The organism is Micrococcus endophyticus, assembly GCF_014205115.1.
GTDB lineage: Bacteria > Actinomycetota > Actinomycetes > Actinomycetales > Micrococcaceae > Micrococcus > Micrococcus endophyticus.
Window position 1 is genome coordinate 2,540,729 of the sequence record NZ_JACHMW010000001.1, and the last position, 23,704, is coordinate 2,564,432.

Sequence of the window (23,704 nt, forward strand, 5' to 3'; positions counted from 1 at the left end):
CCCGGGTGAGACGGCACCGGCCCGTCGGATCGACGGGCCGGTGCGGTCAGGGGGAGGATCAGGCGTCGTAGTCGACGGTGATCGAGTCGGACGTGGCGCGGGTCTGGCAGGTCAGCACGTAGCCGGCCTCCACCTCGTCCTTCTCCAGGGCGTAGTTCTCGTCCATCTCATACTCGCCGTCGGTGACCTTGGCGCGGCAGGTGCCGCACACGCCGCCGGCGCACGCGAAGGGGACGTCCGAGCGCACGCGCAGGGCGGCGTTGAGGATCGTCTCGTGCGCGGACTTGGGGGACTCGACCTTGCCGGAGAGTCCGTCCAGGTTGAACTCGATGGTGACGTTGTCACCCGAGGGGTCCGCCTCCACGACGCGGCCGGAGTGCCCCTGCGGGTTCTCCGGGCGGCCGGTGGAGAACAGCTCGAAGCGGACGTCGTCCTCGTCCACGCCGCGCGCGGACAGGGTCTCGCGAGCCAGCTGGACCAGCTCGAACGGGCCGCAGAGGAACCACTCGTCCGTGCCGTCCACGTCGATGACGCGGTCCAGCAGGGTGGTGAGCTTCTCGGCGTCGATGCGGCCGGACAGCAGCGGGGACACGCGCTGCTCGCGGGAGAGCACGTGGTGCACGGTGAAGCGCGCCGGGTACTTGTCCTTGAGGTCGCCGATCTCCTCGGCGAACATCACGTCCATGGCGGAGCGGTTGGCGTAGACCAGGTCGAAGCGGGAGGTCTCCGAGGCGGCCAGCACGGCCTTCGCGATCGCCATGATCGGGGTGATGCCCGAGCCGGCGGCGAACGCCACCAGGTGCGTGTTCCTGTTCTGCGCGACCTTCTCCGCCGCCACCTTCTCGGCGTCGTTGAGCGAGGTGACGTGGGAGCGGGACGTGAACGCGCCCTGCGGGTTCATCACGTCGATCTTCTCGCCCACCTCGAGGACCTCGTTGGCCCACGTGGAGAACTTGCCGCCGATGTCCTTCTTCACGGCCACGCGGATCTCGCCGCGCTTCGGGATCGCGCAGATGGAGTAGGAGCGGCGGACCTCCTGGCCGTCCAGCTCCTTGCGCAGGGCCACGTACTGGCCCGGCACGTAGTCGTAGTCGTCGGCGAGCTCCTCGGGCACCGCGAAGGTGACCTCCACGGAGTCGTCGGTCAGGCGGCGCAGCTCCGACACTTCGAGGGTGTTGAACGTGGCGCGGCGCTTGCCGGTGGCGGGGGTGACGGTGGTCTCGGTCATCAGTGCACCTTGAAGTAGTCGAAGGGCTCGAGGCACTCCCGGCAGGTGTACAGCGCCTTGCAGGAGGTGGAGCCGAAGCGGGTGATCTCGCGGGTGTTCAGGGAGTGGCAGCGCGGGCACTTCACGGCCATGCCGATCATGACCGGCCCGTCCGTGGTGCGCGCCGAGGGCGGGGCGATGCCGTACTCGGCGAGCTTGGCCTTGCCCTCGTCCGTCATCCAGTCCGTGGTCCACGCCGGCTGGAGCACCAGGCGGACCTCGGACTCCTCGAACCCGGAGCGCTCGAGCGCCCGGGAGACGTCCGTGGTGATGGTGTCCATGGCGGGGCAGCCGGAATAGGTGGGCGTGATGACGACGACGGCCTTCTCGCCCTCGGCCCGTGCCTCCCGGAGGATCCCCAGGTCCGCGATGGACAGCACGGGGATCTCCGGGTCGTGCACGGTGGAGGCCGCATCCCAGACCCGCGCGTCGGCGGGGTCGGCGGGGCGCAGCGCGCTGGCGGTGGTCACCAGGACGCTCCCGGGTGACGGCGGGCCAGGGACTGCATCTCCGCGAGGATGTACCCGCGGTACTCGCTCATCGCGCCGGAGCGGTCGCCGCCGCGGGCGGTGCCCGTGGTCGGGACCTCCAGGCCGGCGGCCTCGATGGCCTCGCGGATGCGGGTCATCGTGGGCTCCTCGAGCGAGGACGGCAGCACGGCGATCCCCTGCTCGGCCAGCGGGCGGGTGGTCTCGTCGTCGTGGAAGAGCTCGGGCAGGTAGGGCCACAGCTCGTCCAGGCCCCGCTGCATGCGGAACTTCGACTCGTCCGTGCCCAGGCCCAGGCGGTTCAGCCACAGCGCGGCGTGGTCCTGGTGGTACAGGACCTCCTTGAGCGCCTTGTCCGCGATCGCGGCCAGAGTGGCGTCCGTGGACTCCTTCAGGCGGGTGTACAGCTCGAACGCGTAGAACGAGTAGTACAGCTGGCGGGCGATCGTCTTGGCGAAGTCGCCGTTCTCGGCCTCCACGAGGCGGACGGAGCGGAACTCCTCCTCGTCGCGGAAGTAGGCGAGCTCGTCCTCTGACTTGCCCCACGCGGTGCCCGCGTAGCTCAGGAGGAAGCGGGCGTGGCCCACGAGGTCCAGGGCGATGTTGCCCAGGGCGATGTCCTCCTCGAGCTCGGGGGCCCGGGAGATCCACCAGGACAGGCGCTGGCCGAGCATGAGGGCGTCGTCGCCGAGGTACAGGGCGTAGCGCGCCGTCTCCTCGGAGGCCTTCTGCTCGCCGGAGGCGATCTCCTCGGCGGTGATGGCCACGCCGGCGGAGTGCTTCGTGGCGGAGTCGTTGGTCGCGAAGCTCACAGGTGCGGCACCCCCTCGGACTGCTGGTAGTAGGTGGCGTGGCGGTAGGACTTGCCCTGCGGGGACTCGAAGAAGCCGCCCTTGGAGTCCGGGTCGGAGGCCGCGATGGCCTCGGCCGGGACGACCCACACGGAGGTGCCCTCGTTGCGGCGCGTGTACAGGTCACGCGCGTTGCGCAGGGCCAGGGACGCGTCCGGGGCGTGCAGCGAGCCGGCGTGCACGTGGGAGAGGCCGCGGTTCGCGCGGACGAAGACCTCCCACAGGGGCCAGGCGTTGGATGCGGCGGTGTTCTCGCTCATGGATCAGGCTCCGATCAGGTGGGTCTCGGCCGGGGCGTGCTGCTCGGCCTGGCGGCGGGCGTAGGCGGCGGCGGCGTCGCGGACCCACGCGCCGTCCTCATGGGCCTGGATGCGGCGGGCCATGCGCTGGGTGTTCATGGGGCCGTTGCCCTTGATGACGGACATGAGCTCGTCCCAGTCCAGCTCGCCGAAGTCGTAGTGGCCGCGCTCCTCGTTCCACTTCAGGTCCGGGTCCGGCAGGGTCAGGCCGAGGGCCTCGGCCTGCGGGACGATCATGTCCACGAAGCGCTGGCGCAGGTCGTCGTTGGAGAAGCGCTTGACCTTCCAGTCCATGGACTGCTTCGAGTTGGGGGAGTCCTCGTCCGGGGGGCCGAACATCTGCAGGGCCGGGCCGTAGAAGCGGTCGACGGCGTCCTGGGCCATCTGCTTCTGCTCCGGGGTGCCGTGGGAGAGCTCGTAGAGGATCTCCCAGCCCTGGCGCTGATGGAACGACTCCTCCTTGCAGATGCGCACCATGGCGCGGCCGTAGGGGCCGTAGGAGGCGCGGCACAGCGGCACCTGGTTGCAGATGGCGGCGCCGTCGACGAGCCAGCCGATCGCGCCCATGTCCGCCCAGGTGCGGGCCGGGTAGTTGAAGATCGAGGAGTACTTCGCGCGGCCGGTGAGCAGCTGGTCGTTCAGCTCGTCGCGGCCGGTGCCGAGGGTCTCGGCGGCGGAGTACAGGTACAGGCCGTGGCCGGCCTCGTCCTGGACCTTGGCCATGAGGATCGCCTTGCGCTTCAGGGAGGGCGCACGGGTGATCCAGTTGGCCTCGGGCTGCATGCCGATGATCTCGGAGTGCGCGTGCTGGGAGACCTGGCGGGTCAGGGACTTGCGGTAGGCCTCCGGCATCCAGTCGCGGGGCTCGATGCGCGAGTCCTCCGCGATCAGGCGATCGAAGTTCTCCTGGCCGGCCGCATCCTCGGGGGACGGGACGGAGGCCAGGCGGGTGGTGGAGCTGGTCTGCGTCATGGGGTTCACCTCACGCTGAGTGCGGGCTGATTCCGTGGTCAAGGTGCGCGGGCGCGCACCGAATTACTGACCGCTCGTTCAGGATAGGTCAGGGTGTGACCCCGGTCAACACGTCCTTCCCTGTGCGACGTCGGCCGGATCCGCCCGCCTCCGCCCTCTGCTCCTGCACAGCCCGCGCCGGGCCCCCGCCCGTCCCCGGGCGGGCCGCCGCGGCCCCGCGGGCCCGCGCGTCGTCCCTACGGTGACCGCATGCTCCAGCTGATCGGACCCCAGCACCTGGCCGCGGCCCTGCAGGCCGCCGGCCTCGACGACGACGCCGCACGCCTCCTCGCGTGGGCGGACCCCGCCCGCCGGGACCGGGACGCCGCCCAGGCCGCCCTGGACGAGCTGGCCGTGGCGCAGGAGTCGCTGCGCGGCGCGCTGGCCGGCCTGGTCGCCGCCGCCCGGGACGTGCGGGCGGGCGCGGCCGTCGCATGGCGCGGGCCGGCGGCCGAGGAGTACGCGGACGCGGTCGCCGAGGCGGTCGGCGCGGCGGAGGGGCTGGAGCGCGAGGCGGGGGAGTGGCTGGCCCTGCGGGCCACCGCCGAGCGGGAGGCCGAGGACGCGCGGCAGGACGCCGAGGCCCGCCTGCGGGCCGCCGAGGAGACGGCGCGCGCCGCGCTGCGGGCCCTGGCGGTGGCGGCGTGACCGGCGGGCGGGCGGCCGGACCGGACGGCGTCGCGTTCAGCACCCACGGCGGGCCCGGCTCGCTCTACGCGGAGACCGAGCAGATGCGCGCGGTGGCGGCGGGGCACGACCGCGCGGCCGGCGAGGCCCTCCGGGTGGCCGGCACCGCCGAGTCCGCCGGGGCCGGGCTGGTGCGCGCCCCGCGGGTGAGCCCCGCCGCGGCCGTGCTGCAGGCCCGGCTGTGGGAGGGGCTCGAGCGGGTGCGGGCCCTCTCGGACCGCTGCGCCCGGATGGACCGGGACCTGCGGGCGGCCGCCGTCCGCTACGAGGAGGCCGAGCGGGCCGCCGCCGGCATCGTCGCGGCCGAGGACGTGGGTCTGGGTGCACTGCCCCTGGAGGCGTGGCGTCGCGGCCGCGACGGTCTCACCACGCGGGAGGCGGAGCGGCTCGGCGAGGTCGCCGTGCAGGCCGTGCCGGAGGCCGTGGCCTCCGCCGTGCTCACGGCGGCGGGGTTCCCCGCGCTGGCCGCCCTGGCGCGCATCGACCTGAAGAAGCTGTCCTGGTGGCAGCGGAAGACGCTGAAGAGACCCGTCTCGCGGGGGGCCTCGCGGCTGGTGGAGGAGGCATCCGAGGGCACCGAGCTGCTGCGGGTCTCCCCGGACGAGGCCTGGACGGCCGTGGGGGCGGTCGCCCGGGCGCTGAGCATCGCCGCGGACCGGGAGGTCGCCGTGGCCGGACCGCCCGAGGACCGCCCGGACGCGCCGGCGCGCCTGGACGGCTCGGCCGCGGACCTGCTGGGGTTGATCCCGCGCGGCGGCGTCGAGGGGGAGCTGACGGTCACGCGGGTCGAGCGGGAGCGCGGCGGCCCGGCCTGGGTGGTGGGGCTGCCGGGGACCCAGGGCGGGTTCGCGCCGGACCACGCCTCTCGGAACCCGTGGGACGCCTCCGGGCTCGCGGACGCCCTCACCGCCGACTCCGCCGCCACGGCCCCCGCGGTGCGGGCCGCGCTCGAGGCCGCGGGCGTCCCGCACGGCGCGCCCCTGGTGCTCGCCGGCTACTCCCAGGGCGGCGTTCACGCGGTGAACCTGGCCGGGGACGCCGGGTTCACGGCCGCCTACCCCGTGGCCGGGGTGGTGACGGTGGCGGCCCCCTCGGGCAACGCCGCGCGGACCGGCGGCGCCGCCGTGCTCGAGTTCTCCTCGGACGCGGACCTGGCCACGGCCGTCGACGGCGCGCCCGTGCCCGCCTCCCGGCACCGGGCCGAGGTGGTCTTCCACCCGGGCGGGCAGGGCTGGGGCCCGCCCCCGGCACCGGGGGAGGAGCCCGGAGCGGCGCCGGCCGGCGGCTTCCGCACCGCGGGCCCGGACGCCGTGGGCGAGGACCTCACGGCCGCCCACGACTTCGACGGTCACCTCGCGATGGTCCGCCAGTTCGAGGCCGCCGACCCCGCGGCCCGCGCCGAGGTCGCCGGCCTCTCGGCCACGCTCGCCGGGCTCAGCGCGGGCGCCGTCGCCTCGAGCCGCAGCGTGCGGCTGCGCCGGGCGCCGGCCCCGCGGGAAGCCGCCGGGTCGACCTCGCCCGTGGCCCCGGGCGGGCCGGGACGGCGCTGAGCCACCGTGGCGGGGGCGCGGAGCGGCGTCGCCCCCGGACGACGAGAGCCGCCGGGGGCCCGAGCGTGATGCTCGGACCCCCGGCGGCTCGGTGCGGGCCCGCCGCCCCTGACGGGGTCAGGAGGCGTCGAGCAGCACGCCCGCGAAGAACTCGTTCAGGCGCTCCACCTCGTCCAGGCCGAAGACGCCGGAGACGTAGTGGTCCGGGCGGACCACCACCACGGCGCCGTCGCGGCTGATGCCGCGGGCCTCGAAGATGTCCTCGCCGTGCTTGGGCTGGCACGTGGCGAAGATGTTGTTCAGGTCCAGCAGGCGCAGGTCGCCCGACGTCGGGCGGAACACGGCCGGCACGTCCGGGTGCGCGAACTCGGTCTGCTTCTGCTGGTAGACCACCTTGACGTCGAAGCGCGCGTCCTGCGGGCCGTCGGCGGGGGTGTGGCGGTTGCGGAAGGAGTGCGGGTCCTCCTCGACGGCCTTCGCCCAGGCGGCGACCTTCGAGTCGGCCGAGCGGGGGGAGGCGGCGTCGGCGAAGACGTACACGCGCCAGCGGCCGTCCGCGCGGTGCAGGTGGCCCAGGTGCTTGACGTTGGTGTCGCACGAGCGCTCCACCAGCGCGGACTTGAAGCGCTTGCCGATCGGGAAGCCCGCGGCCAGGGACTGGCCCGTGGCGTCCGTGGTCAGGATCGAGGGCTTGTACTCCGTCATGAAGCCGGCGGGGAACTCGGCGGTCTTCGTGTAGAAGTCGGCCACCTCGTTGGGGTCGCCCAGCTCGGAGGTGGGCTTCGCCATGAGCGTCGACCACTCCTTGTCGAAGTCGATCAGGTTCTTGGCGATCTCCTTGCGCTCCTCCGCGTAGGTGGGCACCAGCTCGGCCGGGGCCACGCCGGAGAGCACCTGGCCCAGCTTCCAGCCGAGGTTCCAGCCGTCCTGCATGGACACGTTCATGCCCTGGCCGGCCTTCGCGGAGTGGGTGTGACAGGCGTCGCCGAGCAGGAACACGTTGGGGTGGGCCACGCGCTCGCGGTTGTCGAAGCCCGAGGTGAGGCGGTGGCCCACCTCGTACACCGAATGCCAGGCGACCTCCTTCACGTCCAGCGTGTAGGGGCGCAGGATCAGCTGGGCCCGGCGGATGATCTCCTCGATCGGGGTCTGGCGCACCTTGTGGTCGTCGTCCGCCGGGACCTCGCCGAGGTCCACGTACATGCGGAACAGGTGGCCGCCCTCGCGGGGGATCAGGAGGATCGAGCCGGTGCTCGAGTGGATGGCGCACTTGGTGCGGATGTCCGGGAAGTCGGAGACGGCCAGCGCGTCCATCACGCCCCAGGCGTGGTTGGAGGCGCCGCCGGAGAGGGAGTGGCCGATCGCCTTGCGCACGCGGGAGCCGGCGCCGTCGGCGCCGACCACGTACTTCGCGCGGACCTGGCGGGTCTCGCCGGACTCCGGGTCGGCCAGCGGCTCGCCCTGGGCGTCCACGGTGCGGCGCAGCGTCACGAGCACGGGGTACTCGCCGTCGTTCGTGTCCTCGAGGGTCTCGAATGCCCAGCCGTAGTCCGGCCGTGCGCGGGTGGGGGAGTTCTTCATGTACTCGGCGAACCAGTCCAGGATGCGGGCCTGGTTCACGATCAGGTGCGGGAACTCGGAGACGCCCGCCGGGTCGTCCTCGGCCAGCGAGGTGCGCACGATCGTGTCCGCGTCGTCCTCGGCCGGGTTCCAGAACGCCATGGAGGTCAGGTCGAAGGCCTCGTCGATGATCTCGCTCGCGAAGCCGAAGGCCTGGAAGGTCTCGACGGAGCGGGCCTGGATGCCGTCCGCCTGGCCGATCTCGAGGCGGTGGGGGCGGCGCTCGATGATGCGGGTGTGGACGTCCGGGAACATGGCGAGCTGGGCGGCGGCGATCATGCCGGCCGGCCCGGTGCCCACGATCAGCACGTCCATCTCGTCCGGCAGCTCGGCGGGGCGGTCGAGGCCGATGCCGGCGGCGGGCTGGACGCGCGGGTCCGTGGAGACGTAGCCGTGGTGGTGGAAGAGCATGGGGTCCTTTCGCTGCGGGGGAGTCGCGGCGCGACGCGTGCTGCCCCATGTGGTGTTCTTTGAGAGAACACGGTGTTCCCAGGGGGAACTTGATGTGACAGACTGTACGACGACGTGACCCCGTTCACAACAGGTGGGCGTGTCCGTGACGCGCCCCGCGCGTCGCGCTTTCCAGGCGGACGAGGAAGAGGTGCGGCATGGCAGAGGACGACGGCAGCCCCGCGCCCGCCCGGGAGGGCGCGCCCTCCCAGACACTCTCCCGCGCGCTCGCCCTGCTCGAGGCGGTGGTCGAGGCCGCCGAGCCGCCCACCATCGCCGACCTCGCCGACGGTCTCGGCGTCCATCGCTCGGTCGCCTACCGCATGCTGCGTACCTTCGAGGCCCACGGCCTGCTGCGCCGCGACCCCCTCGGCCGCGTCCACAGCGCCCCCGGCCTGGCCGTCCTCGCGCGCCGCGTGGAGCAGGACCTGCGCACCGCCGCCATGCCGCACCTGTCCGCCGTCTCGGCCGACCTGGGCATGACCGCCTTCCTGGTGGTGGGGGACGGCTCCACCTGCCTCACCCTGGCCACGGTGGAGCCGCCCCGCGGCAACCTCGTCACCCAGCGCCCCGGCACCCGGCACCCGCTGGGCATCGGCGCGCCGGGCATGGCGGTGGCCCTCGCCCTGCCGGAGCAGGAGTGGGAGCAGCGGCGGGACGACGCCGCCCCGGAGCGCCCGGAGCTGGGCGAGGCCCGGGAGCGGGGCTGGGCGGTCAGCCGCGACGAGGTCATCACGGGGGTCTCCTCGGTGGCGGTGCCGCTGAGCGTGCCGGGGCAGCTGCCGGCCGCCCTCGCCGTCGTCTACGCCACGCGCCCCGAGGACCCGGAGCGCCTGGGCGGGCGCCTGAAGGAGGCGGCCCAGGCCGTGGCCGCCTCGCTCGGCGCGGCCTGAGCCGCGCCCCCTCCCGCCCCGGTCCGGCCGCCGCGCCCGCGCGTGCGGCCGCGACTACCCTGTGACGCATGACTGATGACGCCCAGCCCACGCCCGCCGCGGTCGCGCCGCACAAGAAGGTGGGCATGCTCCCGCCCTATGCCGCCGGCAAGCCGCCCGTGGCGGTCCCGGGCCTGCGCCCCTACAAGCTGTCCTCCAACGAGAACCCGCACGCGCCGGTGGCCGGCGTCATCGAGCGGGTGCGCGGGGTCGTGACCGGCCCCGAGGACGCGCCCAGCACGCTCTGCCGCTACCCGGACACCCTGTCCACGGGGCTGCGCGAGGCCCTGGCCGCGCACTTGGACGTCCCGGCGGACGACGTCGTCACCGGCGCCGGCTCCCTCGGCGCCCTCTCCCAGGTCATCACCGCCTTCGCCGGCCACGGCGAGGCCGGCCGCGGCGACGAGGTGATCTTCGCCTGGCGCAGCTTCGAGGCCTACCCGATCGTGGTGCGCACCGCCGGCGCCGTGGACGTGCAGGTGCCCCTCACCGCGGACCACCGCCACGACCTGCCGGCCATGCTGGCCGCGATCACGGACCGCACCCGCGTGATCCTGCTGTGCACCCCCAACAACCCGACCGGCCCGGTGCTCACCACCGCCGAGGTCGAGGGCTTCCTGGCCGAGGTGCCCGAGCACGTGCTCGTGGTCATCGACGAGGCCTACGTGGAGTTCGTCCGGGACGAGGACGCCGTGCGCGGCCTGGACATGTACCGCAAGCACGCCAACGTGGTGGTGCTGCGCACCTTCTCCAAGGCCCACGGCCTGGCGAACCTGCGCGTGGGCTACTCGGTGTCCCGCCCGGAGATCACGAAGGCCCTGCGCACCGTGGCCACCCCGTTCGCCGTGTCCACCGTGGCCGAGGAGGCCGCGATCGCCTCCCTCGAGCACCTCGACGAGGTCCTGGAGGGCGTGCAGCTCGTGGTGGACGAGCGCGAGCGCGTGGCCGCCGCCCTGGCCGAGGCCGGCTGGGACGTGCCCGCCTCCCAGGCCAACTTCGTGTGGCTGCCGCTGGGCGAGCGCACCGCCGACTTCGCCGCGGCCGCCCAGGCCAAGGCCCTGTCCGTGCGCGCGTTCGCGGGCGAGGGCGTGCGCGTGAGCATCGGCGAGCAGGAGGCCAACGACCGTTTCCTCGAGGTGGCCCGCGACTTCCTGAAGTGAGCCGGTGACGTGAGCGGCACCCTGGACCGGCTGATCCGGATCCTCAGCTCCTTCGACGCCGAGCGGCCGGCCATGACCGTGGCCGCGCTGGCCCGGCGCGCCGACCTGCCCCTGCCCACCGCCTACCGGTGGGTGGAGCGGCTGGTCGGCGCCGAGCTGCTGCAGAAGGACGACGACGGCCTCGTGCGGCCCGGCCTGCGCCTGTGGGAGATGGCCTCCCGCAGCGCCCCGAGCATGTCCCTGGCGCGGACGGCCATGCCGTTCCTGGTGGACGTGCAGTCGGTGCTGCGCCAGAACACGCAGCTGGCCGTGCTGGACGACGAGGGCGTGCTCGTGCTCGAGCGGCTCTCCTCGCAGGGGGCCGTGGTGAACCAGGCCGCCGTGGCGGGGCGGCTGCCCCCGTTCACCACCTCGCTGGGGCTCGTGCTGCTGGCACACTCCCCGGCCGACGTCGCCGAGCGCTTCATCGCCCGGCACCGCCGCCAGCTGGGCGTCGCCGTCGAGCACCACCCCAGCGAGGCCGGCGGCGCCGCGCCGGCGGGCGCGAGGGTGCGGGTGACCGCGCCCACGGAGCCGCACCTGCGGGCCCTGCTGGCGGGGATCCGCCGCGAGGGCTACGCGGCCGTGGACGGGGCGCTGGACGAGGAGGCGCGCGGCATCGCGGTGCCCGTCACGCGGGCGGACGGCACCGTGGTGGCCGCCCTGGGCGCCGTGGTCCCGTGCGAGGCGCCCTACACGCCGGGCGTGCCGCCGCTGCTCATGACGGCGGCCCGCGGCATCGCCCGGGCGGTCGGCGGGGATTCTCACTGAGTGAGAACGCCCGCCCGCCGACCGTGGCGGACGCCACACGATGGGTGGGACCACGTCCGGCCGAGGCACCCCTGCGCGGACCGACCGTGGCCGGCCGGACAGGTGACGCCCCCGTCGAAAGGACGCCATGACCCAGCAGCCCGTGACCCGCACCCGCGTCGGCATCGTCGGCGGCGGCCCCGCCGGGCTGATGCTCTCCCACCTGCTCTCGAAGCAGGGGATCGACAACGTGGTCCTCGAGTCCCGCGACCACGAGACCATCGCGAACACCCACCGCGCCGGCATCCTCGAGCAGCCCAGCGTGGACATGCTCACCGGCACCGGCGTGGACGGCCGCGTGAAGACGGTCGGCGACGAGCACCGCGGCATCTTCCTGCGCTTCGACGGCGAGTCCCACGCCCTGGACTTCCCCGAGCTCGTGGGCGCCACCGTCACCCTCTACGCCCAGAACGAGGTCTTCGTGGACCTCGCCGCGGCCCGGGAGCGCGACGGCGGCGACGTGCGGTTCGAGACCGAGGTCGTCGAGGTCCTGGACATCGACTCGGACACCCCCGGCGTGCGCTTCCGCTCCGTGGCCGGCGGCGAGCAGGGCCCCGTGGAGGAGCTGCGCTGCGACATCCTCGTGGGCGCGGACGGCTCCCGCTCCACCGTGCGCAAGGCCCTGCAGGCCGGCACCGAGGGCAAGGACTACTTCACCGCGTACCCGTTCGCGTGGTTCGGCATCCTCGCCGAGGCCCCGAAGTCCTCGCCCGAGCTGATCTACGCCCGCTCCGAGCACGGCTTCGGCTTGATCTCCCAGCGCTCCGAGACCGTGCAGCGCATGTACTTCCAGTGCGACCCCGCCACCCGCGTCGAGGACTGGTCCGACGACCGGATCTGGGAGCGCCTGCAGAAGATCGTGGCCGGCCCGGACGGCCTCACCCTCAAGACCGGGCCCATCATCGACAAGACCGTGCTGGGCTTCCGCTCCTTCGTGCGCACGCCGATGGACCACCGCAACGTCTTCCTCGCCGGCGACGCCGGGCACACCGTCCCGCCGACCGGCGCCAAGGGCCTGAACCTCGCCTTCGCGGACGTGCGGGTGCTGTTCGAGGCGCTGGACTCGTGGGCCTCCACCGGCTCCCGCGACCTGCTGGACGCCTACTCGGACACCGTGCTGGCCCGCGTGTGGAAGGCCCAGAACTTCTCGTCTTGGATGACCACCATGCTCCACGCCCGCCCCGAGGCCTCGGAGTTCGAGGACATGCGCGTGCGCGGCGAGCTGCTCAACGTGGTCAGCTCCCGGTTCGGCCAGCAGTACCTGGCCGAGCAGTACACCGGTTGGCCGCACCGCTGAGCCGCCTCCACCACCCCAGACCCTCGGAAGAGAGAGGAGCCCACGTGAGCGACCCCGTGCAGAAGCAGGACGACGACACGTTCGACAACGCCCGCGTGCTCGACCCCGCGGCCACCCAGGACTCCCAGGAGCAGATCAGCGAGGAGATGGCGGCCGTCCACGGCCAGGCCTCGGGCGAGACCCAGCCGCGCCTGGACTTCCCGCCGTACCGCTCCTCCGTGTTCCGCCACCCCACCAAGTCGATGGCGCACGCGGACCCGGAGAGCATCGAGCTGTGGTCCCCGGCCTTCGGCCACCGGGACGTGCACCAGCTCGAGTCCGACCTCACGGTGGGCCAGAACGGCGAGCCCATCGGCGAGCGCATCAAGGTGCGCGGCCGCGTGCTCGACGGCCAGGGCCGCCCCGTGCGGGGCCAGCTCGTGGAGATCTGGCAGGCCAACGCCGCCGGCCGGTACGTGCACAAGCGCGACCAGCACCCGGCGCCGCTGGACCCGAACTTCACCGGTGTGGGCCGCACCATCACGGACGACCGCGGCTTCTACGAGTTCACCACCATCAAGCCGGCGCCGTACCCGTGGAAGAACCACCACAACGCGTGGCGCCCGGCCCACATCCACTTCTCGCTGTTCGGCACGGACTTCACCCAGCGCATGATCACCCAGATGTACTTCCCGGGCGATCCCCTGTTCTCGCTGGACCCGATCTACCAGGGCATCACGGACCAGAAGGCCCGCGACCGCCTGGTGGCCACCTACGACCACTCGGTCTCCGAGCACGAGTGGAACACCGGCTACTACTGGGACATCGTGCTCACGGGCAGCCACCGCACCTGGATGGAAGACGAGGAGGGCGATCACTGATGCGGATCGACGAGAACAGCGAGCGCGACGCGCAGGGCCGGCTCATCCCGACCCCCGGCCAGACCATCGGCCCGTTCTTCGGCTACGCCGACGGCTACGAGCAGGTCCACCTGCCCTTCCGTGACGGCCAGAACCTGGTGCCCCCGGGCCGCGCGGACGCGCTGCGCCTCACCGGCACCGTGTACGACGGCAACGGGGACCCGATCCCGGACGCCATGCTGGAGATCTGGCAGGCGGACGCCCAGGGCGTCATCTCCCAGGAGGACGGCTCCCTCGTGCGCGACGGCTTCACCTTCACCGGGTGGGGCCGCGGCACCGTGGACAACGTGGGCACCTACACCTTCTCCACGGTGGAGCCCGGCGCCACGGGCGAGGGCAAGGCACGGTTCATCAGCCTCGTGGTCTTCGCCCGCGGCCTGCTGAACAAGCTCCACACGCGCGTCTACCTGCCGGAGGACACGGAGGCCCTCGCGGCCGACCCCCTGCTGCAGTCCCTGCCCGAGGAGCGCCGCCGCACCCTGATCGCCGAGCGTCTCGACGACGGTTCGCTGCGGTTCGACGTGTGGATCCAGGGCCGCGGGGAGCACGCGGACAGGGAGACCGTGTTCCTGCAGTTCCCCGGCATCGAGTACCCGCAGCACGACTGATGCCGGACATGGACGACCTGGACCTCAGCGCCGACGCCGGCCTGCTCAACCCCGCCTGGGCGGGCAGGCCGGTGGCCCGCGCCACCGCGGACCGCGCGTTCCTGCAGCGCATGCTCGAGGTGGAGGCCGCCTGGGTGGCGGTCCTCGCCGCGCACGGGCTGGCCACCGACGAGCAGGCCCGGCAGGCCGAGGAGGCCTGCGACCCGGCCGGCTACGACCTCGTGGCGCTCGCGCGCGCCGCGCAGGGCGGCGGCAACCCGCTGATCCCCGCGCTCAAGGCGCTGCGTGAGCGGCTGCCGGCCGGCTCGACCGCCGTGCACATGGGCGCCACGAGCCAGGACGTCATCGACACCGCGCTCATGGCCATGGCGGCCGAGGTGGGCCGGGACCTCGGCGAGGACCTGCGCGGCCTCGCCGCGGCCCTGGCAGGGCTCGCGCGCGAGCACCGGGGCACGCCCATGGTCGCCCGGTCCCTGGCGCAGCACTCGCTGCCGTCCACCTTCGGGCTGCGCGCGGCGAACTGGCTCGACGCCGTCGGGCAGGCCGCGCAGCGCCTCGAGCGCGCCACCGCGGCCCTGCCCGTGCAGTGGGGCGGCGCGGCGGGCACCATGGCCTCGCTCGCCGGCCACGTGGACCGAGCGCACCGCGCCGGCCGCCTGGACGAGTCCGTCACCGTGTTCACGCTCGTGGAGGACCTCGCCGCCCGCCTCGGGCTCAGCGCCCCCGCCGGCCCCTGGGACACCAACCGCATGGCGGTGACCGGCGTGGCGGCCGCGCTCGCGGACGTCGCGGCGGCGTGCGGCAAGATCGCCAACGACGTGCTGCTCTCCTCCCGGATCGAGAACGGCGAGCTCGGCGAGCCCCTCGCGGCCGGCCGCGGCGGCTCCTCGGCCATGCCGCACAAGCAGAACCCCGTGCTCTCCGTGCTCGTGCACTCCGCGGCGCTGTCCGCGCCGGGGATGCTCGCGCAGGTCTACACGGCCGCCGGCGCCGCCAACGACGAGCGCCCGGACGGCGCGTGGCACGCCGAGTGGCCGGCCCTGCGCCAGCTGCTGCGCGTGGCCGGCGGCGCCGCCTCCCTCACCCGCGAGCTCGCCGAGGGCCTGCGCGTGAACGCGGACCGCATGGCGGAGAACCTCGCCCGGACCGGCCCCGTGCTCGTCTCCGAGCGACTCATGGCCGAGCTGGCCCCGGCGATCGACGAGGCGTCCGGGGATCCCGGCGCGGGCAAGGCCGCGATCCAGGGCGCCGTGGACGACTCCCTCGCCGGCCGCGGCGACTTCCGCGCGCTGCTGCGCGAGGCCGTGCCGGACACCGTCTCGGACGACCGCCTCGACGAGCTGCTCGACCCCGCCGGGTACACCGGCGAGGCCGGCGCGCTCGTGGACCGCATCCTCGCCGCCCACGCCGAGCTGATCGACGCCTGACCGGCGCGCCCGGCGTGCGCGTCCCCCGGCCAGGCCGGAGACGCCGCGCCGGGCCCGCCCCCGACCCTCCAGAGGAAGGACCCTCCCCATGGCCCAGCCCACCGTCACCACCACCCTCCTGAAGGCGGCCGAGTCGTCCGCGCGCGTGCTCCTGGTCGGCGCCGGCCTCGGCACCGGCGTGCACGCCCTGTGGTCCCTCGCCGCGCAGCGGATGGCCGAGGACACCCTCGTCATCGGCTACGACCTGCCCGGCCACGGCGCCTCCGCGCCCCACGCCGAGCCGTTCACGATCGCCGAGCTGGCCGACGCCGTCGTCGCCGCCGTGGCGCGCCTGAAGGACGAGGGCGCGATCCCCGCCGACGTGCCCCTGGCCTACGCGGGCGTGTCCCTCAACGGCTGCGTGGCCCTGCAGCTCGCCCTCGAGCACGCGGACGTGGTCTCCGGCGTGGCCGTGGTCTGCTCCGCCGCGAAGATCGGCGAGGCGAAGGCCTGGCACGAGCGCGCCGAGCTCGTGGAGAAGGCCGGCACCCCCACCATGGTGGCCGGCTCCGCCGAGCGCTGGTTCGCCCCCGGGTTCATCGAGCGCCACCCCGAGCGCACCACGGACCTGCTGCACACGCTGCAGGAGGCCGACCGCCACTCCTACGCCCGCCTGTGCGAGGCCCTCGCCGGCTTCGACGTGCGCGAACGCCTCGGCGAGATCCGCGTGCCCGTGCTGACCGTCCACGGCGCGCACGACGCCGTCACCCCGCCGGCCGCCGGCGAGGAGATCGCCGCCGCCGTGCCGGGGACCACCGTCGTCGCGCTCGACGACGCCGCCCACCAGGCCCCGCTCGAGCAGCCCGTGGCCACCGCCGAGGCGCTCGCCGCGTTCCTGACGACCGTGCAGGAGGCGGCCAAGTGAGCGGCGGGCGGACGGAGCACGCCGGCGGCGCGGACGCCGGGCAGACCCCCCTCGGCCACCAGATGGAGCGCACCTCCCAGGAGATCCTCGACGCCGGCATGGCCGTGCGCCGCGAGGTCCTCGGGGACGCCCACGTGGACCGCGCCGAGGCGAAGAAGGACGCGACCACCGAGGACTTCCAGAACCTCATCTCCCGGTACGCGTGGGGCACCATCTGGACCCGCCCCGGCCTGGACCGGCGGATGCGCTCGGCCGTGACCATCACGGCCATGGTCTCCGGCGGCTACTGGGAGGAGTGCGCCATGCACCTGCGCGCCGCCCTGCGCAACGGGCTGAGCCGGGACGAGATCAAGGAGATCCTGCTGCAGACGGCGATCTACTCCTCGGTGCCGGCCGCGAACGTCGCGTTCAAGCTGGCCCAGGAGGTCTTCGCGCAGGTGGACGAGGACCTGGCGGCCGGCCGGCCGCTCTGAGTCCCGCGAGGACCACCGCGACGCACCGCCCCCGGCTCCGGCCGGGGGCGGCGCCGTCTCAGGCCGGGGGCGGCGGGGGCCCGATGACCCGCCACATCAGGCGGCGGTAGAGCAGGGCGCACGCGGTGAGCACGAGCGCGCCGGAGAGGATCGGGGCGAGCAGGTAGTCCCAGCCGGCCTCCACGAGCATCACGGCCAGCGCCGTGGCCCCTGCCGGGGCGTGGATGACCCGCAGCCCGGCCATCACCCCCATGGCCAGCCCCATCCCGGCCGCGAGCGAGTACCAGGCCAGCGGCAGGACCGAGGACACCGCGATCCCGCACGCGGCGGCGGCCACGTGCCCCACGAGCACGTTGGCCGGGTGCGAGTGCGGGCCGTGCGGCACGAGGAACACCAGCACGCAGGACGAGCCGAACGCGCCCACGAGCAGGGGCACGGAGGTCAGGTCCTGCCCGATGCTGAGCGTGGCGATCGTGGCGGCGCCGGCCAGGGACGCGGCCAGGATGACGTGCCAGGGCAGGCGGGGCAGCAGCGGACGGCGCCACGGGTCCAGGAGCCGGGGGCGGCGCAGGCCCGGCACGCGGGACAGGCGGGACATCCTGGCTCCTTCTCCTCGGCGGTGGGCCCCTCCAGGGTAGGTCGCGGGCGCGGCCGAGGCCGGTCCCGGGGCGGGCGGGACCGACTGTGACGGCCGGATCAGCGGCGCAGTGCGACGAGCGCGTCCTCGGCGTCCCGCGCCGCCTCGCGCAGCACCGGCAGGGCCTGGGCGACGGCGGCGCGCGTCTGCTCGTCGGCGCTCGGCTCGGCCGCCCCGGGGGTGCGGTGGGGCAGCGCCGTGTTGATCGCGGCGACGACGGCGCCGTCCGGCCCGCGCACCGGCACGGCCACGGAGCTGAGGTGGTCGTCCAGCTCGGCCGTGACCACGGCGTGGTCCTGCCGGCGCACCCGGGCGATCTCCTCGAGCAGGGCCTCCACGTCCGTGACGGTCCGCGGGGTCCGCGGGGTGCGCGGTGCGGCCTCGAGCACGCGGCGCACCGTGGCCGGGGGCAGGTCCGCGAGCAGGACGCGCCCCATGGAGGTGAGGAACGCGGGCATCCGCGTGCCGACGTCGAGGTTCACCCGGATGATCCGCTCCGTGTGCACGCGTGCGATGTAGAGCAGGAACGGCCCGTCCAGCACGGCGGCCGAGCAGGACTGCTCCAGCTCCTGCGAGGCGCGGGTGAGCACCGGGCGCAGGATCTCGGCCAGGGACGTGCCCGTCCAGTAGCCGTGGCCGAGCTCGAGGACGCGGGGGGTGAGCCGGAAGTCGCGGCCCTCCTGGACGGCGTAGCCCTCGTGGACGAGGGTGTGCAGGACCCGGCGGGCGGTGGCCCGGGTGGTCCCGGCGGCCGCGGCGGCGTCCGAGACCGTGAGCGACGGGCGGTCCGGGGTGAAGGAACGCAGCACCGCCAGGCCGGTGGCCAGGGCGCGGACCGGCGGCTCGGGGCGGGCCGGGGCGGCGTCGTCGTGCGGGGGAGCGGGGGCCATGCGGCCACCCTAGCGTTCGCTGTGCGAACGGACGTGCGCATGGCGCACATCCCTGGTTCCGCGTCCGGGGCCCGGCCTAGCGTGGCCAGAGAGACCCGAGACCGGGACCCGACCGAAGAGGAGACCCCGCCATGACCCTCGCCGACGCCTACGTCTTCGACGCCGTCCGCACCCCGTTCGGCAAGATCGGCGGCAAGCTCGCCGGCACCCGCCCGGACGACCTCGCCGCCCACGTGATCCGCACGATCGTGGACCGCGCCCCCGGCCTGGAGGGCCTGCGCAACGAGACCGCGCAGGAGACCGCCGACGCGCTCGCGGGGAAGCCGATCGAGGCGGGCACGGACCGGGCGCGACCGGACCGGATCGATGAGGTCGTGTTCGGCAACGCCAACGGCGCCGGCGAGGAGAACCGCAGCGTCGGCCGTATGGCCTCCCTGCTGGCGGGCCTGCCCGTGACCATCCCCGGCACCACCGTGAACCGCCTCTGCGGCTCCTCGCTGGACGCCGCGATCATCGCCTCCCGCCAGATCAACACCGGCGAGGCGGACGTGATGCTCGTGGGCGGCGTGGAGTCCATGTCCCGCGCCCCCTGGGTGCTGCCCAAGACCAGCCGCCCCTTCCCCCTGCACAACCTCGAGGCCGTGAACACCACCCTCGGCTGGCGCCTGATCAACGACGCGATGCCGAAGGACTGGACCATCTCCCTCGGCGAGTCCACCGAGCGGCTGCGCGAGCGCTTCGGCATTACCCGTGAGCGCCAGGACGAGTTCGCCGCGCGATCCCACCAGCTGACCGCGAAGGCCTGGGACGAGGGCCGCTACGACTCCCTCGTGGCCGCCGTCCCCGGCACGGACCTGGAGCGGGACGAGACCGTCCGCCCGGACTCCACCCCCGAGACCCTCGCGGGCCTGCGCACCGTGTTCCGCAAGGAGGACGGCACCGTCACCGCAGGCAACGCCTCGCCCATGAACGACGGCGCCTCGGCCGCGCTGCTGGGCTCCGAGAAGGGTGCCGAGATCCTCGGCCTGCAGCCGATCGCCCGCATCGCCGGCCGCGCCACCGCCGCGAACGAGCCGGACTTCTTCGGCTACGCCCCCGTCGAGGCCGTGAACCTGGCCCTGAAGCGCGCCGGCATCGGCTGGAAGGACGTGGCCGCCGTCGAGCTCAACGAGGCCTTCGCCGCCCAGTCCCTGGCCTGCACGGACGCGTGGGGCGTGGACCCGGAGATCGTGAACGCCTGGGGCGGCGCGATCGCCGTGGGCCACCCGCTCGGCGCCTCCGGCACCCGTGTGCTCGGTACGCTGGCCCGCCGCCTGCAGGCCACCGGCGAGCGCTGGGGCGTCGCCGCCCTGTGCATCGGCGTGGGCCAGGGCATCGCCGTCGTCCTGGAGAACGTGGACGCCCGCTGAGTTGGCCGCCCCGAGACCTCTTCCGTCTCCCTCACACCCAAGGAGTCCCCATGCTGGAGTTCGTGGACACGGCCGCGCAGGCCGTCTCCCAGGTCACCGACGGCGCCACGGTGCTGATCGGCGGGTTCGGCAACGCCGGCCAGCCGATGGAGCTGGTCGACGCGCTGCTCGAGTCCGGGGCCACCGGCCTCACGGTGGTCAACAACAACGCGGGCCAGGCCGACGCCGGCCTCGCCCTGCTCATCAAGGAGCGCCGGGTCGCCAAGATCATCTGCTCCTTCCCCCGTCAGTCCGACTCGTGGCACTTCGACGAGGCCTACCGCGCCGGCGAGATCGAGCTCGAGCTCGTGCCGCAGGGCAACCTGGCCGAGCGCCTGCGCGCCGGCGGCGCCGGCATCGGCGGCTTCTTCACGCCCACCGGCTACGGCACCCAGCTCGCCGAGGGCAAGGAGGTCCGTGAGATCGACGGCAGGCACTACGTGCTGGAGTCCCCGATCCGCGGCGACGTCGCCCTGATCAAGGCGTACGCGGCGGACCGGTACGGCAACCTCGTCTACCGCAAGACGGCCCGCAACTTCGGTCCCGTCATGGCCGCGGCGGCCGAGCACACGATCGTGCAGGTGGACGAGATCCGCGAGGAGCCCATCGACCCGGAGCACGTGATCACGCCCGGCATCTACACGGACGTGATCGTGCGGATCGAGACCGAGTCCGGTGTGAAGGAGCGCGAGGAGCGCGAGGCCCTGGCCGCCGGCAAGCCCAAGCCGTGTGCGGCCACCAAGACCGCGGCCGAGAAGGCCGCAGAGGGGAAGTGAGGAGCGCCATGAGCTTCATCCAGACCGACACCCCGCTGACCCAGGACGAGCTGGCGAAGGTGATCGCCGCGGACATCGCCCCCGGCTCCTTCGTGAACCTGGGCATCGGCCAGCCCACCACGGTCTCCAACTACCTGGAGGCCGAGAAGAACGTCACCCTGCACACCGAGAACGGCATGCTGGGCTTCGGCCCCGAGGCCGAGGCCGAGGGCGAGCAGGTGGACGAGGACCTCATCAACGCCGGCAAGATCCCGGTCACCGAGCTGCCCGGCGCCGCGTACTTCCACCACGCCGACTCGTTCGCGATGATGCGCGGCGGCCACCTGGACGTGTGCGTCCTCGGCGCCTACCAGGTCTCCGCCACCGGCGACCTGGCCAACTGGTCCACCGGCAAGCCCGGCGCCATCCCCGCCGTCGGCGGCGCGATGGACCTGGCCATCGGCGCCAAGGACACCTACGTGATGATGGACCTCTTCACCAAGAAGGGCGATCCCAAGCTCCTTGCCGAGTGCACCTTCCCGCTCACCGGCGTCGGCTGCGTCTCCCGCATCTACGCGGACAAGGGCGTGTTCCTGCTGGACGAGACCGGCGTGGTCAAGGTCCGCGAGCTGCACGGCATCACCTGGGACGAGCTCGAGGAGGGTCACCCCGGGGTGCGCTTCGAGAAGGTCGAGGGCTGACGAGGCCTGCCGGACGCCGACGGGGGCGGGGAGGGGTGACCCTCCCCGCCCCCGTCGCCTTCGTGTGGGAAACGGGAGCCTCCCGGGGTGCTTTCGTGTGGGAAACGGGAGCCTCCCGGGGTGCTTTCGTGTGGGAAGCGGGAGCCTCCAGCGGCGCCTCCGGGCGGGAGACGGGAGCTCAGGCGATGCGCAGGACCATCCCCGGGTGCAGCAGGGTCGAGGCGGTCATGCGGTTGAAGCGCTGCAGCTCGGCCATGGAGACGCCGGTGCGGTCGGCGATGATCCACCAGCCGTCGTTCGGCCGCACCGTGTAGGTGGCGGGGGCCAGCGCGGGCGCCGCCGCAGTGGCGTTCTGGCCGGTGACCAGGACCATCCCCGGGTGCAGCAGGGTGTCCGCGGTCATCCCGTTGAGGCGCTGCAGGGTCTCCATGGTCACGCCGGTGCGGTGGGCGATGACCCACCAGCCGTCGCCGTCGCGCACGGTGTAGGTGCCCGGGGCCGGAGCGGGAGCCGGCGCCGGCGCGGGAGCGGGCGCCGGGGCCGTGGCGGCCGTGATCAGCACCATCCCCGGGTGGAGCAGGGTGTCCGCGGCCATGCCGTTGAGGCGCTGCAGCTCCTCCGCGGGCACGCCGGTGCGCCGGGCGATGACCCACCAGCCGTCGTTCGGCTGGACGGTGTACGTGCCCGTGGTGACAGGGGTGGGGGCCGGGGCGGAGACGTCGGCCACCAGGCGCAGCACCATGCCCGGGTGCAGCAGGGTGGACTCGGTCATGCCGTTGAGCTCCTGGATGGTGGCCGCGGGCACGCCGGTGCGCCGGGCGATGACCCACCAGCCGTCTCCGTCCTGGACCGTGTAGGTCGTCGGCGTCGTGGGCTCCGGCGTGGGGATCGGCTCGGGCTCCGGCGTCGGGGTCGGCTCGGGCTCGGGCGTGGGGGTCGGCTCGGGCTCGGGGGCGGGGGCCTCCTGTCCGGCGGCCGCCGCGATCGTCGCGGCCCGGTCCCGGACGTCGTCGAACCGGGCCATCAGGTGCCGGCCCGGGCAGGCGGTGTTCGACGTCGTGCGGTGCGGGAAGATCGTGTCCACCGTGACCGGCGTCCCCGCGGCGTACTTGGTGCTGCCGCCGGAGGTGAGGGTGACGCGCCCGTAGGGATCGAGTCCGTCCCGGTACAGGTAGTAGGCGGTGGCGCGGGCCATCGCGTCGACGACCTCCTCGGAGGGGGCCACGACGTCGTAGTTGCCCATCGTCGAGATGCCCATGGTGCCGGTGTTGAACCCGCCGGCGTGCGTGCCGAGGGGGTTGGCGTCGAGGGCGCCGCGGCGGCCCTCGTAGATGTTGCCGAACCGGTCGGTGATCAGGTGGTACGGGAAGTCGCCCCAGTCCAGGGTCTTCGTGTAGTACGCGTAGATCGCGCGCATCTGCTCCACGGCCTGGGCGCGCGTGTAGTCGTTCGTGCCGGCCGAGTGGTGGATGGTCAGGGCGCGCGCCTGCTCGAACTGCGGGGAGGCCTGCGCCCAGGACTCGTCCGCGCCCCACTGGGCGCGCGTGATCACGTCCGGCAGGATCCGGGTCCGGGCCTCGGAGGCGGTGGAGACCGTGCGGGCCGTCGCGGGCTCGGCGCCCCCGACGACGGCGCTGGACTTCACGCCCCGCGGCAGGGCCGCGTCCTGGGCGGCCTGGCCCGTGGAGACGGCGGGGTGGGCGCTGGCGACCGCTTCGTCCGTGGCGGCGGTGCCCGGGTCGACCAGGGACAGCTCGAGGCCGGCCGGGGCCGCGCCGTCGGCGGTGGTGAGGCGCAGCTGGGCGCCGTCGGCCCCGAACGCGACGAAGGGGTCCGTGCCCGTGCGGGTCACCGCGGCGCCCTCGGGCAGCACGGCGCGCTCCAGGATCTGCCACGGGCCCCACGCGCCGTCCTGGCGGACGCGGATCTCCACGCGCTCCACGGCGTGGTCCGCGGCGGCGTCCCAGACGGCGGCGGCCATGGTGAACGGGCGGTCCACCACGGGCTCGCCGAGCACGACGCCGGCGGGCGCGTCCGCGAGGGCCTCGCCCTCCTGGGGCACGGCGGCCACGGCGGCCCCGCGCACCTCGGAGGCGGCCGCCGGGGCCTGGCCGGAGCCGGCGGAGGCGAGGGTGCGGAGGGCGGCGGCGTCGCCGGCCTCGGAGGCGGGGGAGGGGGCCGCCGTTGTGGGGACGGGCTGCTGCGGGAGCAGGCCGCCGACGAGGACGGACAGGGCCGCCACGACGACGGCGGGGGCGAGCGGGCGGGGGGACGCGGAGCGCGGCGCGGAGAGCTTCATGCGGGTGCCTTCGGAAGGTGTGGAGCCCGGGGCGGGAGGGAGGCGAGACGGCGTGCCCGGGGCGAGGACGGCGGCGGACCTGCGGGGAATCCGGCCCGAGCCTCGGCGATCGTAGCGTGAAGGGGCATTGCGGGAGGCCATTTCCCACTGTGGATTCGGTCTATTCCACGGGTACGGGGCGTCCATTTTCCGAGTTCACAGC

General features: G+C 74.0%; 23 protein-coding genes. 14 read left to right on the top strand and 9 right to left on the bottom strand.

Going from position 1 to position 23,704, the window contains the following annotated elements:
• Positions 1-58 precede the first annotated feature (58 nt).
• From paaE to paaA, 5 genes are read right to left on the bottom strand one after another with little or no spacing between them, the layout of a single operon-like run.
• Positions 59-1,228: a 1,2-phenylacetyl-CoA epoxidase subunit PaaE gene (paaE, locus tag HDA33_RS11760; RefSeq protein WP_184173431.1), complete on the bottom strand. Its 1,170-nt coding sequence runs from the start codon at positions 1,226-1,228 to the stop codon at positions 59-61.
• On the bottom strand, positions 1,228-1,737 hold the full coding sequence (paaD, locus tag HDA33_RS11765) for a 1,2-phenylacetyl-CoA epoxidase subunit PaaD (protein ID WP_338104352.1): 510 nt from the start codon (positions 1,735-1,737) through the stop codon (positions 1,228-1,230). Before paaD ends, paaE begins: the two co-directional genes overlap by 1 nt.
• Positions 1,734-2,567: a 1,2-phenylacetyl-CoA epoxidase subunit PaaC gene (gene paaC, locus HDA33_RS11770; protein ID WP_017488082.1), complete on the bottom strand. Its 834-nt coding sequence runs from the start codon at positions 2,565-2,567 to the stop codon at positions 1,734-1,736. The genes paaD and paaC overlap by 4 nt, the downstream gene beginning before the upstream one ends.
• Positions 2,564-2,866 (bottom strand): 1,2-phenylacetyl-CoA epoxidase subunit PaaB, encoded by a 303-nt coding sequence (paaB, locus tag HDA33_RS11775; protein ID WP_017488081.1) that lies wholly within the window; start codon positions 2,864-2,866, stop codon positions 2,564-2,566. Before paaB ends, paaC begins: the two co-directional genes overlap by 4 nt.
• A 3-nt stretch (positions 2,867-2,869) precedes the next feature.
• The gene (gene paaA, locus HDA33_RS11780) at positions 2,870-3,877 is read right to left on the bottom strand and encodes a 1,2-phenylacetyl-CoA epoxidase subunit PaaA (protein WP_184173434.1); all 1,008 of its coding nucleotides are present in this window, start codon (positions 3,875-3,877) and stop codon (positions 2,870-2,872) included.
• Between the two features lie 249 nt (positions 3,878-4,126).
• Between paaA and HDA33_RS11785 the strand changes: the two genes are divergently transcribed.
• Both HDA33_RS11785 and HDA33_RS11790 read left to right on the top strand, forming a co-directional pair.
• Positions 4,127-4,564, top strand: coding sequence for a hypothetical protein (locus tag HDA33_RS11785; protein ID WP_184173436.1), 438 nt, complete (start codon positions 4,127-4,129; stop codon positions 4,562-4,564).
• Positions 4,561-6,153: a hypothetical protein gene (locus HDA33_RS11790; RefSeq protein ID WP_246416956.1), complete on the top strand. Its 1,593-nt coding sequence runs from the start codon at positions 4,561-4,563 to the stop codon at positions 6,151-6,153. The genes HDA33_RS11785 and HDA33_RS11790 overlap by 4 nt, the downstream gene beginning before the upstream one ends.
• A gap of 117 nt (positions 6,154-6,270) precedes the next feature.
• Here HDA33_RS11790 and HDA33_RS11795 read toward each other — a convergent pair whose 3' ends face one another.
• Complete coding sequence (locus tag HDA33_RS11795) at positions 6,271-8,184, bottom strand: FAD-binding monooxygenase (protein WP_184173437.1); 1,914 nt, start codon at positions 8,182-8,184, stop codon at positions 6,271-6,273.
• 197 nt (positions 8,185-8,381) lie between these two features.
• On the opposite strand from HDA33_RS11795, the gene HDA33_RS11800 reads away from it, so the two are divergent.
• The 9 genes from HDA33_RS11800 to pcaC all read left to right on the top strand — a co-directional run bounded on the left by HDA33_RS11800 (position 8,382) and on the right by pcaC (position 16,772).
• A complete protein-coding gene (locus HDA33_RS11800) occupies positions 8,382-9,116 on the top strand; it encodes an IclR family transcriptional regulator (RefSeq protein WP_184173439.1) in 735 nt (244 codons plus the stop codon).
• Between the two features lie 68 nt (positions 9,117-9,184).
• On the top strand, positions 9,185-10,315 hold the full coding sequence (locus tag HDA33_RS11805; RefSeq protein ID WP_184173441.1) for a histidinol-phosphate transaminase: 1,131 nt from the start codon (positions 9,185-9,187) through the stop codon (positions 10,313-10,315).
• A gap of 9 nt (positions 10,316-10,324) precedes the next feature.
• The gene (locus tag HDA33_RS11810) at positions 10,325-11,125 is read left to right on the top strand and encodes an IclR family transcriptional regulator (RefSeq protein WP_158494023.1); all 801 of its coding nucleotides are present in this window, start codon (positions 10,325-10,327) and stop codon (positions 11,123-11,125) included.
• 127 nt (positions 11,126-11,252) lie between these two features.
• The gene (locus HDA33_RS11815) at positions 11,253-12,461 is read left to right on the top strand and encodes a 4-hydroxybenzoate 3-monooxygenase (RefSeq protein WP_184173443.1); all 1,209 of its coding nucleotides are present in this window, start codon (positions 11,253-11,255) and stop codon (positions 12,459-12,461) included.
• Positions 12,462-12,595: 134 nt separating this feature from the next.
• The gene (pcaH, locus tag HDA33_RS11820) at positions 12,596-13,321 is read left to right on the top strand and encodes a protocatechuate 3,4-dioxygenase subunit beta (protein WP_476703399.1); all 726 of its coding nucleotides are present in this window, start codon (positions 12,596-12,598) and stop codon (positions 13,319-13,321) included.
• The gene (gene pcaG / locus HDA33_RS11825) at positions 13,321-13,968 is read left to right on the top strand and encodes a protocatechuate 3,4-dioxygenase subunit alpha (RefSeq protein ID WP_184173444.1); all 648 of its coding nucleotides are present in this window, start codon (positions 13,321-13,323) and stop codon (positions 13,966-13,968) included. Before pcaH ends, pcaG begins: the two co-directional genes overlap by 1 nt.
• Before the next feature lie 8 nt (positions 13,969-13,976).
• Positions 13,977-15,395, top strand: coding sequence for a lyase family protein (locus tag HDA33_RS11830; protein WP_338104353.1), 1,419 nt, complete (start codon positions 13,977-13,979; stop codon positions 15,393-15,395).
• Positions 15,396-15,483: 88 nt separating this feature from the next.
• Positions 15,484-16,299 carry an alpha/beta fold hydrolase gene (locus tag HDA33_RS11835; RefSeq protein ID WP_184173448.1) on the top strand — a complete coding sequence of 272 codons (816 nt, stop codon included), beginning with the start codon at positions 15,484-15,486 and terminating at the stop codon, positions 16,297-16,299.
• Between the two features lie 62 nt (positions 16,300-16,361).
• Positions 16,362-16,772 (top strand): 4-carboxymuconolactone decarboxylase, encoded by a 411-nt coding sequence (gene pcaC, locus HDA33_RS11840; RefSeq protein ID WP_184173959.1) that lies wholly within the window; start codon positions 16,362-16,364, stop codon positions 16,770-16,772.
• A 58-nt stretch (positions 16,773-16,830) separates the two neighbouring features.
• On the opposite strand, the gene HDA33_RS11845 is transcribed toward pcaC, so the two are convergent.
• Both HDA33_RS11845 and HDA33_RS11850 read right to left on the bottom strand, forming a co-directional pair.
• A complete protein-coding gene (locus tag HDA33_RS11845) occupies positions 16,831-17,370 on the bottom strand; it encodes an HPP family protein (RefSeq protein WP_246416957.1) in 540 nt (179 codons plus the stop codon).
• Between the two features lie 98 nt (positions 17,371-17,468).
• Positions 17,469-18,299: an IclR family transcriptional regulator domain-containing protein gene (locus tag HDA33_RS11850; protein WP_184173450.1), complete on the bottom strand. Its 831-nt coding sequence runs from the start codon at positions 18,297-18,299 to the stop codon at positions 17,469-17,471.
• Between the two features lie 131 nt (positions 18,300-18,430).
• Between HDA33_RS11850 and HDA33_RS11855 the strand changes: the two genes are divergently transcribed.
• From HDA33_RS11855 to HDA33_RS11865, 3 genes are read left to right on the top strand one after another with little or no spacing between them, the layout of a single operon-like run.
• Positions 18,431-19,708, top strand: coding sequence for a thiolase family protein (locus tag HDA33_RS11855; RefSeq protein WP_184173452.1), 1,278 nt, complete (start codon positions 18,431-18,433; stop codon positions 19,706-19,708).
• A gap of 50 nt (positions 19,709-19,758) precedes the next feature.
• Complete coding sequence (locus HDA33_RS11860) at positions 19,759-20,523, top strand: 3-oxoacid CoA-transferase subunit A (RefSeq protein ID WP_184173454.1); 765 nt, start codon at positions 19,759-19,761, stop codon at positions 20,521-20,523.
• An 8-nt stretch (positions 20,524-20,531) separates the two neighbouring features.
• A complete protein-coding gene (locus HDA33_RS11865; protein ID WP_184173456.1) occupies positions 20,532-21,203 on the top strand; it encodes a 3-oxoacid CoA-transferase subunit B in 672 nt (223 codons plus the stop codon).
• Positions 21,204-21,381: 178 nt separating this feature from the next.
• Here the strand turns inward: HDA33_RS11865 and HDA33_RS11870 are convergent, their stop codons facing one another.
• A complete protein-coding gene (locus HDA33_RS11870; RefSeq protein ID WP_184173458.1) occupies positions 21,382-23,502 on the bottom strand; it encodes a LysM peptidoglycan-binding domain-containing protein in 2,121 nt (706 codons plus the stop codon).
• Between the last annotated feature and the right edge of the window lie 202 nt (positions 23,503-23,704).